Below are 12,044 nucleotides of genomic sequence, written 5' to 3'. Positions count from 1 at the left end.
TTTAGTATACATAACATTATACATGTCCTCTGCTAAATAAGCTGAATTTTCACTCTCAATCGAGTATAAAACAGTGGTTATTTTCAAATAAATTTGGGCATGTTGTTTCTATAGCATATATGGAAAGGAAACAATGTAGATGGAGGCAATACAAGCAATTGAGGAAAAAGATGTAGCAACAGCTATATTTCAATTTATATTCCCGTTTTCGTTTAAAGCTGGATATGAACAAAATATGTTCCCTTTCTTACAAAAAAACGATTTCCGTCCTTTTCGGCTCGATCATCTCTATGATGAAAATACATATTATGGGGAGTTTAAAGTTTCACATCAAAATATGGAAGCATACTATCTTTCATTTACAAATAAAATTCTCTTTCCTCACTCAGAGCATCAAAAGGGCTTGCAACGTTATTCAAAGGACCTTAACTTAACTGGACATTTAACAACAAACCTTATCTCAATCCCATTCAAGATACACTCTATTGATATAACACTTTGTCCTTATGAACTTGGCTTCTTAACAATTCGAACAGAAGTAAACACTGCTCCAAGCATGACTTTATCTGAAGCAATCGAATTCGCTGCTCGCTTCCGTGTACTTGAAACTAAAAATGATACAAATGAGACTATTTGTATTGAATGTAACGGAAAAAAGTATTCCCAAGTTGAAAAATTCATTTTTGGTTATTTATTTCATGGCGTAACTGATTTCTTTGAAAAGAAGAGATTACGAAGTTCATACTTTCAAACCTTCCCTTTCTTCGAAGACCAAAGAATGTACGTCCAAACTTTATTGTCACTAAAAGAAGGTATGGAACTTAATGAAGTGGATGTTTATCGTACTTCTAGTCTTTCCGGATTAACAAGTGATGGTAAGCCATATGTGAGTGCAAATAACCTTCCTTACATTCATGACTATTTAAAAAAACACGCTTACCAGAGATGGGCTCCAAATCGTTATTTCATAATGGAAGAACATATTTTTACATGTGTAACAAATGAAGGAGAACGCGAAATCGCTAAACTTGCTAGTCAAATGTACGGAGAATTTTATTACGCTTTATTATTAAACCTATTCCATAAAATTGTTTTATTAAAAATGGCAAACGCCTATGCTGAGCTAAACATTGAACAAGATACTAATGAAATAGAGAAATTAATTTATTCGATCAATTCGTTCACTGCTAATTATTTTTCTTTAGAATTAGTATCCCAATCACAAAGTGAAGATATTTTCTTTCGTTTAAGAAAACTTTTTAATATTGAGGTTCTATACTCGAACGCGAAACAAAATCTTGATAGTTTGTTTAAATATCAAGAAAATGTCGCCTCTAAAAAAGATAGCCTCTTATTATTAATTTTAACGCTCTACTCTGTAGTGGGCCAAATGTTAGGGTTTACTATGATTGACCTTTTAAGAAACACCGATTCAAACAAAATATCGTCACCTCTTGAATTTTTCGCTCTATTAATTGCGATTAGCGGCATTGTCATTTCACTTATTTTAGGAGCTCAAAGTTTATACCAATGGGGTTTACAGCATAAACGAAGAAAAGCTTGGGTAAAACAAACTGTACTTTCTGCCGTTAAAGAGAAAGAAGATAAAAATTAAAGAAGGTTATTTTCAAATTCTTGGCGCGCTGCAGTAAGTGAAATCTTTATCAGCGATTTTCCGATTATATCGGCACAACTCGAAATATATCAGCGATTTTTAAGATATATCAGCGCAACTCAAAATATATCAGCGATTTTCAAGATATATCGACTTACCGACAAAAACCGACAAATGACAGAACCGTATAATAAAAAAAGGGTGCTCCAAAATAAAACTTGGAGTACCCCTTTTTATTATACGAATTCAATTTATTTCCCTGCTTCGATTTGCTCTAATGCAGTAGCTACTTGCTCTTCCGTTAATTCATGTTGTATTACGTAGCGGTTACGTGGACTTACACGACATTCATGAGAACATGCACGTAAATATTTCGCTTCGTTTTCTTCAGAACATAAAATTTTCTTATTACATTCTGGATTTGAACAGTTTACATAGCGCTCACAAGGTTCACCTGTAAAGTGGTCTTTACCAACGATAACATGTTCTTTTTGGTTTACTGGTACAGCGATACGCTCATCGAACACGTAACATTGTCCATCCCAAAGCTCACCTTGTACTTCTGGGTCTTTTCCGTACGTTACAATTCCGCCGTGAAGCTGACTTACATCTTCATAGCCTTCACGAACTAACCAACCAGAAAACTTCTCACAACGAATTCCGCCTGTACAATAAGTTAAAATCTTTTTACCTTCAAGTACTTCTTTGTTTTCACGAATCCAATCTGGTAATTCACGGAAGGATTCGATATCAGGTTTAATCGCACCTTTGAAGTGACCTAAATCAAATTCATAATCATTTCGTGCATCAATGATAACTGTATCTTCTTGTTTCATTGCTTCATAAAAATCTTTTGGCTCTAAATACTTCCCAGTTATTTCGTGCGGGTTAATGTCATCTTCTAGACGAAGTGTAACTAACTCTGGACGAGGACGCACGTGCATTTTCTTGAATGCATGACCATCAGCTTCATCTATTTTAAATACGATACCGTCAAAACGTGGATCATTGTTCATTGCTTCCATGTATTTCTCTGTTTGTTCTACAGTTCCAGAACAAGTTCCGTTAATACCTTCTTTTGCTACAAGAATTCTTCCTTTTAATTCAAGTGAATTACAAAATGCTAAATGCTCTGCCGCGAATTCTTCTGGGTTTTCAATTGTTGTGTACATGTAATATAGTAATACTCTGTATGGTTTTGTAGTTGCCAATGTATTTCTACCACCTATCTAATTTTTTAAATCATGTATAAGTTAACGTTCATATCAAAACATATATAATAAGAAAATGAATCCCATTTTCTTTTCTTTATACTATTTTCTATCAGTTAACAAAAATAAAAAACAAGATTACACACCAAAACACTATGGTTATGTTGTAATCCCAATATATTATATATCATACAAATGCAATTCCATCAATTAATATGCTGTATTATCGGCTTTATGTTCACATAAATTTCAAAAACAGCCCTTTAATTCACTATGTTTCCCCACGTCATCACACCATAAACTCCCAATTCATTTTACGTTATCACACCATCCATTGCATAAAGGCATATAATTTGCATTAAGGAAACTTTCGTGTTCAAATGAAATTACCATATAATATATTTAAATGTATTGAAATAATGAGTAAGAATAAATACAATAATTTCATCAAGTTAACATTTTAAAGGGGAAAACTACTATGAATAAAGATATAACAAAAGATGAACATCTCCCTTCTGAAAGTACAACTGTACAATCAGCTCACTTAGCTTTAAGTGGAGAAACAAAAGGCTGGAAAAGACTGTTACCATTTTTAGGACCCGCTTTTATCGCGTCCGTTGCTTATATTGATCCTGGCAACTTTGCTACAAATATCGCAGCTGGTTCACAATATGGATATTTACTATTATGGGTTATACTCGCTTCTAACTTAATGGCTGTATTAATCCAAACTTTATCAGCTAAATTAGGAATTGCTACAGGAAACAATTTACCCGAAATAGCTCGTGAAAACTTTCCAAAGCCTGTGTCTATCGGCTTATGGATACAAGGTGAACTAGTTATTATGGCTACAGATTTAGCGGAATTTATTGGAGCTGCTTTGGGGCTTTACTTACTATTTGGAATCCCGATGCTACCTGCCGCTTTAATTACTGCAGCCGGATCATTTATTATTCTTGAGTTTCAACGTAGAGGATTTCGTCCACTAGAAGCTATTATTACAGGAATGATTTTCATTGTAGTAATTGCTTTTGGGATTCAAGTTTTTTATGCAAAACCAGAATTAAGTCCCCTTCTTTCAGGACTATTTATTCCAAAATTCCAAGGTGTAGACAGTATATTACTTGCAGCAGGGATTTTAGGTGCAACAGTTATGCCACATGCAATATACTTGCATTCTGCATTAACACAACGCCGCGTGGTCGGAACAACTGACGAACAAAAGAAAAAGATTTTTCGTTTCGAATTTATCGATATTATTATTGCAATGGTTATTGCTGGAGCAATTAATGCAAGTATGTTAATTGTTGCTGCTGCACTATTCTTTAAAAACGGCTTGCACGTTGAAGATTTAGATGTTGCTTACACTCAATTTACCAATTTAGTAGGTCCTGTATCGGCTGCATTATTTGGGATTGGACTTTTATCAGCAGGACTATCTAGCTCTTCTGTCGGTACAATGTCGGGTGATATTATTATGCAAGGTTTCATTCGCATGCATATTCCGTTATACTTACGCCGATTTATTACAATGATTCCACCATTAGTTATTATCGCTTTAGGTGTAAATCCAACTTACGCTCTAGTCATGAGCCAAGTCGTCTTATCATTCGGTATTGCATTTGCGCTAGTACCACTTATTATGTTTACAAGTAACAAAAAGATTATGGGTGCACTCGTTAACCACCGTATAACAACATTTATCGCTTGGATAATTGCAGCACTCGTTATCATTTTAAATATCTTCTTACTGTATCAAACATTTGTAGGATAATGAAAAAGGGTATTCCAATTTTAATTTGGAATACCCTTTTTTCATTATTTGTATTAATCCTATAAAGTCTTTTTAAAATAAATTTTATAATCTATTTCCAGCCAATAACTTCCTTACGCCTTGAATAATCTTTATTTTCAGATTAAATTATATAATAACAAATACATTCTATTTTCATGTGAAAAGGAGCGAAAATATGTTTCCTTTATTAAAAACTGAAAGACTCATTTTAAGAGAACTTACCGAAGAAGATGCACCGCGTATACTACAATGCTTTTCTAATACTAATGTACTGCGCTATTATGGCCAAAAACCGTTACAAGATATTGATCAAGTGAAGCAAATCATTCATAATTTTAAGTTGAGTTACAATGCAAGAAGCGGTATAAAATGGGGAATCGAATTAAAAGACACGAAAGAACTCATTGGTACCATTGGTTTTCACGATTGGTCTTCTGAGCATAAACGAGCCAATATAAGTTATGCCTTTTTGCCTGAACACTGGGGAAAAGGATATGCGACTGAAGCTGTTTCTGAGGTTATATCATACGGTTTCCATACGATTCATTTAAAGCGGATTGGAGCAATTGTATTTCTTGAAAATGAAGCTTCCAATAAAGTACTATTAAAATTAGGCTTTGAAAAAGAAGGCGTTCTAAAAAATTATATGTATCAAGATGATGTCCCATATGATACGAATTTTTACGCTTTATTAAAATCGGTTTAATAGAATTCATGTGTAAAAAACCTTACTTTTAAAAAGTAAGGTTTTTTGTATTTATTCATTAGCAATATAAGCATTCTTATAAGTATAAATACCACCAAATTGATGCTTTTCAATTCCTTTTACATAATCCTTTTGTACATATGCTGAGCCAATATGATAAAGCGGCGCTACCGCAGCATCTTCTAATAATACCTGCTCGGCTTCTCGCAACGCTTCCCATCGGTTTTCCGTATCTAGTACAAAATCCGTTTTCGCTTTCTTTATTAATTCATCGTAATGAACATTAGAATAATTCATTTTATTATTCGGATTCCCTGTCGTAAATAACTCTAAATAACTAATTGGGTCTTTATAGTCAGGTCCCCAATTTGCCATAGTTATATCGTAATCACCTGTTTGTTCTAACTGTAATTTTTGCTTAAATGGCTGTTGTTTAATTTGTATCGCGATTCCTTGCAAATTCTTTTCTAAATCACCTTTTATATATTCTGCCATCCGTTTTGCATTATCTTGTTCAAACGTTAAAAACTCGAGGTTTACTTGCTCTACTTCAAGCTCTTTTTTCGCTTCTTTCCAAATCTTTTGCGCATTTTGCAAATCATATGAAGAAAGATCTCCGTTTTCTTTTCTAAAATCTTTACCGGTCACTTCATTTACATGACCAACTGGTACAAGCCCGCTTGCAGGTTTTGCTCCGTTATTAATAAAGTGAGCAACAAAATCATCTTTATTTAACGCTAATGAAATAGATTGACGCACTTTTTTATTTGCTAACGCGGTATTTTTTTCATTAAAACGAAGCATGGCAATTCCAGGATCACTCGACATATGTAATTCCTTATTCCCTCTATACTTGTCTACAATTTGCGAATTAATAGGTACTCGATCCAAATCTCCGGCTTCATATAAATTTACAGCTGTCATTGTATCCTTTACGATATGAAAGTTTATTTCGTCTAATTTCACTTTCTTTCGATCCCAATATGCAGCATTCTTCTTTAATTGAAACTCTTGTTCATGCTTCCATTTTTCTAATACAAATGGCCCGTTATATATGAGATTACTAGGTTCCAATGCATAATTGTTTCCTTGTTCTTTCAAAAATGATTCATGCTGTGGTAAGTATATAGGTAGTGCTAACAACTGTAAAAAATACGGAACTGGCTGTTCCAGTTCAACTTCTAACGTATAATTATTTATTGCTTTAACCCCAAGTGCATCAAGAGGCATTGTTCCCTTATTAATCTCTTTCGCATTTTTCACATAAAAGAGCATGTATGCATATTGAGATGCCGTTTCAGGGTTAATTGCACGTTTCCATGCAAATATAAAATCATTTGCTGTTACATTATCTCCATTTGACCATTTTGCATCTTTACGCAAGTTAAATGTATATTTCTTACCATCTTCACTTCTTTTAAACGATTTTGCTACTGCTGGAGTAGGCTGATCTTGATCATTTAATACATATAACCCTTCAAATATGTTTTGCATAACGTGTGCTGATGTACCATCCATCGTTTTCGCAGTGTCCAGAGAAGGAATTTCTTCTGATACTGTTACATTTAACACTTGTTTTTTAACCTCTGTATCACTTTTATTCGCTTTATTATTACAAGCTGTTAATAATAAAGATGTAACAAGTGCCATTACCATTAAATGGCTCTTTTTTCGCTTCATGAGTTGTTCTCCTTAAGTATAAAATATTATAAAGCGTTATATATTATAGCAGAAATATGAACAGAAAGATGCGACATTCTTTTGAATATTTATTCGTTCAAGAAAAAAGCTATCCTTTTAAAAGGATAGCTTTTTCAACTGCCACATAATTAGTTATCTTTGCAAACCTCGTTTATAACGACTTGCTTCAAATATAATACGCTCTTCATCTAACGTTTTACATTCGCCATTCCAAACGACACGTTTTCCGTTAATAATTACATCGCTTATATCTTTTCCACTAGCAGCATATACAAGGTGTGATAACACTTCATCCGCTGGTTGTAAATGAGGCTTATTAGACGGATCAATTGTAATGAAATCAGCACATTTTCCAATCTCAAGTGATCCTGTTTGTTTCATCCCGATTACTTCAGCAGCTCCTTTTGTCGCAAGTGTAAGAGCTGTTTCAACTGGTAAAGCTGTTGCATCTTGGTGAATACCTTTTTGTAGTAAAGTCGCTATGCGCATTTCTTCAAACATATCTAAATTATTGTTAGATGCAACACTATCTGTTGCAATTCCTACTTTTATTCCTGCTTCTAGCATCGCTTTTACATTCGCTATACCAGAACCTAGTTTTAAATTACTATTCGGATTATGAGCTACTCGAACGTCATTTTCTGCTAAAAATGCACGCTCATCTTCATTTAATACTACACCGTGTGCAATAACTGTTGGGCGTTTAAACAATCCGCAGCTCGCTGCATATTCTACTGGACGTTTTCCATATTGTGCTTCAATATCACGTACTTCACGCTCTGTTTCAGAAAGATGGATATGAACCATCGTTTGATTCTCTACTGCAATCCGTGCGCACTCTTCTAACAATTCTGTACTACATGTATATGGACTATGTGGTGCAACCATCGTAGTTAACATGCCACTTTCGTTATAGTAACGCTTCACATATTTCTCAGCTTCTTCAATCGCTTTCTTTTCATCGTCTTTCGTTCCGAAGCTAAATAAAGTCCTTGAAACAGCAGCTCGCATCCCGCTCCTTGATACCGTTTCCATAATTGCGTCTTGATCTACTCCAATTGGATTAAACATGTCAGAGAATGATGTTGTACCACTTTTCACCATCTCAAGTAATCCTAATTCCGTACTAGCGACCGCAATTTGGGGAGTAAATTGACTTTCCAGTGGCCAAATTCTCGTCTCAAGCCACGGCTGTAATAACATATCATCGCCAATACCTCTTAGGAGACTCATTACAACGTGTGTATGTGTATTTACAAGCCCTGGTAAAATCCACTTTCCTTTCATGTCAATTACTTCATCTACTTCAAAATCATTAGCGAATTCTCCGCTCTTTACATCTATAATTTGATCATTTTCTACAATGATATATCCATTTTCTATCACTTCGTTTTGTTCATTCATCGTTACAATTGTAGCGTTTACATAAGTTGTTTTCAAAAGTATTTCCCCTTTCAACTCTATGAAGTTCCCTTTAATAAGTTACCACCATTATAGTAACTTATTAAAGATTAAGAGTCAAAAGATAATTTTAATTCTTTCGTTATTTTTCCCTTCAAAATGCTATATTGCTTTTCATTTGTATCTGCAAATGCTTCTTCCCGATTTGATTCCACACCCAAGTAATTCAGGTTTTCATTGAATTGAGACTCTGTAAAATCAAACCTCTGCCCATCTATAAAGTTATAAAAATGCCACACGCCCCCTATTTTTGTCTTTATAATTTTCCCTCCACATATATCTTGAACGACTAGAGCCGTTACACCACACTGTCCCTTTGCTGGATTTTCAATTGTCCACTTTGAACTTGTTTCAATCGACCACGATTTTATTAGTGCTTCATATATTCTTTTTCCCTTTACATCATCCATTCTAATCTTCCCCTACTATTAATAGTTTTACACATCATATTTCAAAAGAGGCAGTACACGACCCTTAAAGACAGTTGATGGTGTCTCTCCTATTAACTGTGCCCCCATTTTCAAGTAATATCCTTTTGCATTCGGATCACTATCAATTGTAAAACTTTTTAATCCTAGTTCATTGGCTTTTTCTATTACGTACTCCCAAAGTATTTTCCCGTAACCTTTTCCTTTGTAATCAGGATGAATGTACAAGAAATCGAGAGCTTTATCATTACGTAAAAATGAGAAAAAACCAATCTTCGCATTATCGTTTTCTAAAACATATACAAAATTATTTTTTATGTATTCTTCTGTAATTGTTAAATCTTCCTTACAAGCAAGTATGAATTCTTCACTATAATCCCACGTTGCTTTTGATTGTAGTGCGAATTCACTTAATTCATTTGCTTCACTTAATAACGCTTCTCTTATCTTCATGATTCTTTCTCCTCACCTTCGATATGTAAACTACTAAATTGATTCGGAAAGCACTTCAAAAAACCTTTTTTTTCATAAATTAGAGGTTATTTTTATAAATCTTTATTATAACCAGTACAATTTTTTTAAAGAAAAAGAACACCATCCCTAAAAGTTGGTGTTCTCTTTTTCTAAAATTTAATCTTCAAACTCACTCATTCGTTTTACTATTTCGTACGATACAAACCTATACAGTTTCTACTACCGCTTCAAGCATTGTTCCATTTTTAGCATAATTCGTATGCCAAGAAAAAGCTTTTTCTAAAATATGAGGAGTTTGTCCACCTCTTGTTTTTGCTTCTTCGTAATAAGCACGTAGTTGATCACGATACATTGGATGTGCGCAATTCTCAATAATAAGTTCCACTCTTTCTCTTGGCGCAAGTCCCCTTAAGTCGGCATACCCCTGTTCAGTAACAATAACATCTACATCATGTTCAGTATGGTCTACATGAGAAACGAAAGGAACAATACTTGAAATGTTACCACCTTTCGCAATCGATTTAGTAACAAAGATAGCTAGGCGTGCATTTCTTGCAAAATCACCAGACCCACCAATTCCATTCATCATTTTTGTACCTAAAACGTGAGTAGAGTTAACATTTCCGTATATATCTAATTCTAATGCAGTATTAATTGAGATTAATCCAAGGCGACGAATGATTTCAGGATGATTGGAAATCTCTTGCGGACGCATCATTAATTTGTCACGATATTTTTCAAAGTTAGAAAATACTTGTTGCATTTTCTCTTCAGAAAGCGTGATAGAACAACAAGAAGCAAAATTGACTTTTCCAGCATCCATCAGATCAAAAACTGCATCTTGTAAAACTTCAGAATACACTTCTAAATCTTCAAATTCTGAATCTAACATTCCATGCAATACTGCGTTAGCAACTGAACCAATTCCTGATTGTAACGGCGCTAAACGATTTGTTAATCGCCCTATTTTAACTTCTTCTCGAAGGAATTCTATTAAATGCTGTGCCATAATGACCGTTTCTTCATCCGGAGGAACAATTGTCGATGGCGAATCCAATTGATTCGTAAACACAATTCCCTTTACTTTTTCAGGATCAATTGGAATACCGATTGTTCCAATTCGGTCATCTGTTTTCACAAGCGGAATTGGAAGCCTCTCCCCTGGTTTACCTGGTTCATATAGATCATGTAGTCCCTCTAATTGCGTGGATTGAGCCATATTCATTTCAATAATAATAGACTTAGCATTTAAGGAAAACGCTAAGGAATTTCCAATTGAAGTGGTTGGAATAATCATTCCGTCCTCTGTAATCGCAACCGCTTCCAAAATAGCGAAATCTATATCCAGAACGTCAGCGCGGAGTAACTCTGCTGTATGAGATAAGTGTTGATCCACAAATAAAAAGTCTCCGTTATTAATTCCTTTTCGCATCGTCGCGTCAGCTTGGAAAGGTAATCTTTTCCCTAAAATTCCTGCCTCAGCAAATAATTTGTCTACATCCGAGCCTAAAGAAGCCCCAGTATAAACATTTACTTTAAAAGATTCATCATTCTTAACTCGGTTTACAAGCGCAAATGGGACTGCTTTTACATCACCTGCACGTGTAAACCCACTTAAGCCTAAAGTCATTCCACTTTGAATCCAGGAAGCTGCTTCTTCAGGTGTAACTACCCGATCTTTTAGACGTTGATCTCTGATTCTATCTAAATTATTCTCCATATGTAATCCCTCTCTCATTGAATATTCATAATTATTTTACACATTTACACTATCAAAATAGGGATTTTAGTATACAATGCCGAAAATTCAGACAGAACAGCAAATTTAGGTTCTAAAGCAGAAAAATTTAGAATCCTAGAAGCTTACGGAAATAACTAGCGTATGATTGACTAACTGGTACTCTCTCACCATTATCCATCGAAAGTACAAAAGTAGAATGGGTATCAGGATAAATCGCTTTAATATGATTAACATTTACAATAAATGAACGGTGACATCTAATAAATGAATCTTTAGGAAGCAAGTATTCGAATTCTTGCAGAGAGTATTTATGTGTTCCTGATAACTCTTCTGAATTCACGTACGTCTTTTTATCTTTAGCCTCTAAATACATAACCTTTGAAAAAGGAACCGGAATCCAGCCATCTGTTGTTTTTAAAGTAACGACTGACTTTCCATCCGTTAAAGCTGGATAAATTGCCGTTACGCACCCTTCAAGCTTTCCATTGTTTGAAAATGGTACAGCCATTCCATGATAAGGAATACCAAAAACATCCCGATTCATAAACTCAGATGTTTTTTGATTCATCACCATCGCTTTATGAGCAATCGTTCCTTCCTTTATAGAATCCCCAGCGCTAATCTTTAAATCAATTCGTTTACTTGGCCGATAGTAAATATATTCTTTCGTATTCGAAACAGCAATTGAAATTTCATCTGAAAATAATTCACCAACAACATCTAGTAATAAACCTAATGTTCTATCTTCCATTCTATTAACACCTCATTCACTATTATACTACTATTATGAACGAGCATCTGTTGCTTTATAAAAAGTTTGATTTTAAGTTACTTTTAAAATTAGTTTTATTCACTATTACTTCGTTACTACAAAAAGCCTCACTTCAGAAAAGTGAGGTTTCCTCTCATACA

At 34.3% G+C, this 12,044-nt stretch carries 10 protein-coding genes; 3 read left to right on the top strand and 7 right to left on the bottom strand.

The genetic code is table 11. The features are described 5' to 3' along the window. Window positions 1-139: 139 nt before the first annotated feature. Complete coding sequence (locus AC22L0_RS05465; RefSeq protein WP_087968052.1) at window positions 140-1,615, top strand: hypothetical protein; 1,476 nt, start codon at window positions 140-142, stop codon at window positions 1,613-1,615. A gap of 251 nt (window positions 1,616-1,866) precedes the next feature. Here the strand turns inward: AC22L0_RS05465 and trhO are convergent, their stop codons facing one another. Next, entirely contained in the window at window positions 1,867-2,826 is a 960-nt protein-coding gene (gene trhO, locus AC22L0_RS05460) for an oxygen-dependent tRNA uridine(34) hydroxylase TrhO (RefSeq protein ID WP_000246215.1), read from the bottom strand. Window positions 2,827-3,304: 478 nt separating this feature from the next. Here trhO and AC22L0_RS05455 point away from each other — a divergent pair, with 478 nt between their 5' ends. Continuing rightward, entirely contained in the window at window positions 3,305-4,600 is a 1,296-nt protein-coding gene (locus tag AC22L0_RS05455) for an Nramp family divalent metal transporter (RefSeq protein ID WP_001030677.1), read from the top strand. 196 nt (window positions 4,601-4,796) lie between these two features. Beyond that, entirely contained in the window at window positions 4,797-5,327 is a 531-nt protein-coding gene (locus tag AC22L0_RS05450; RefSeq protein WP_000484219.1) for a GNAT family N-acetyltransferase, read from the top strand. 51 nt (window positions 5,328-5,378) lie between these two features. On the opposite strand, the gene AC22L0_RS05445 is transcribed toward AC22L0_RS05450, so the two are convergent. The 6 genes from AC22L0_RS05445 to AC22L0_RS05420 all read right to left on the bottom strand — a co-directional run bounded on the left by AC22L0_RS05445 (window position 5,379) and on the right by AC22L0_RS05420 (window position 11,883). Beyond that, a complete protein-coding gene (locus AC22L0_RS05445) occupies window positions 5,379-7,007 on the bottom strand; it encodes a peptide ABC transporter substrate-binding protein (protein ID WP_000823519.1) in 1,629 nt (542 codons plus the stop codon). 153 nt (window positions 7,008-7,160) lie between these two features. After that, complete coding sequence (locus tag AC22L0_RS05440) at window positions 7,161-8,486, bottom strand: bifunctional S-methyl-5'-thioadenosine deaminase/S-adenosylhomocysteine deaminase (protein WP_002196386.1); 1,326 nt, start codon at window positions 8,484-8,486, stop codon at window positions 7,161-7,163. Window positions 8,487-8,539: 53 nt separating this feature from the next. Continuing rightward, window positions 8,540-8,899, bottom strand: a complete 360-nt coding sequence (locus tag AC22L0_RS05435) for a YunG family protein (RefSeq protein WP_000342922.1) — start codon at window positions 8,897-8,899, stop codon at window positions 8,540-8,542. Window positions 8,900-8,926: 27 nt separating this feature from the next. Next, window positions 8,927-9,370, bottom strand: a complete 444-nt coding sequence (locus tag AC22L0_RS05430; RefSeq protein ID WP_000701894.1) for a GNAT family N-acetyltransferase — start codon at window positions 9,368-9,370, stop codon at window positions 8,927-8,929. A 226-nt stretch (window positions 9,371-9,596) separates the two neighbouring features. After that, window positions 9,597-11,111 (bottom strand): succinyl-CoA:acetate CoA-transferase ScpC, encoded by a 1,515-nt coding sequence (gene scpC, locus AC22L0_RS05425; protein WP_087968055.1) that lies wholly within the window; start codon window positions 11,109-11,111, stop codon window positions 9,597-9,599. Window positions 11,112-11,238: 127 nt separating this feature from the next. Then, window positions 11,239-11,883, bottom strand: coding sequence for a LytTR family DNA-binding domain-containing protein (locus AC22L0_RS05420; protein ID WP_000390208.1), 645 nt, complete (start codon window positions 11,881-11,883; stop codon window positions 11,239-11,241). Window positions 11,884-12,044 lie beyond the last annotated feature (161 nt).

The organism is Bacillus sp. LQ01 (assembly GCF_057624735.1).
This window is presented reverse-complemented; position numbering and strand designations above follow the sequence as displayed.

What these genes read in the sequence shown, in the direction of transcription:
- scpC (WP_087968055.1), bottom strand. Translation starts at nt 11,111, where the DNA reads ATGGAGAATAATTTAGATAGAATCAGAGATCAACGTCTAAAAGATCGG.
- AC22L0_RS05435 (WP_000342922.1), bottom strand. Translation starts at nt 8,899, where the DNA reads ATGGATGATGTAAAGGGAAAAAGAATATATGAAGCACTAATAAAATCG.
- AC22L0_RS05450 (WP_000484219.1), top strand. Translation starts at nt 4,797, where the DNA reads ATGTTTCCTTTATTAAAAACTGAAAGACTCATTTTAAGAGAACTTACC.
- AC22L0_RS05465 (WP_087968052.1), top strand. Translation starts at nt 140, where the DNA reads ATGGAGGCAATACAAGCAATTGAGGAAAAAGATGTAGCAACAGCTATA.
- AC22L0_RS05430 (WP_000701894.1), bottom strand. Translation starts at nt 9,370, where the DNA reads ATGAAGATAAGAGAAGCGTTATTAAGTGAAGCAAATGAATTAAGTGAA.
- AC22L0_RS05420 (WP_000390208.1), bottom strand. Translation starts at nt 11,883, where the DNA reads ATGGAAGATAGAACATTAGGTTTATTACTAGATGTTGTTGGTGAATTA.
- AC22L0_RS05445 (WP_000823519.1), bottom strand. Translation starts at nt 7,007, where the DNA reads ATGAAGCGAAAAAAGAGCCATTTAATGGTAATGGCACTTGTTACATCT.
- AC22L0_RS05455 (WP_001030677.1), top strand. Translation starts at nt 3,305, where the DNA reads ATGAATAAAGATATAACAAAAGATGAACATCTCCCTTCTGAAAGTACA.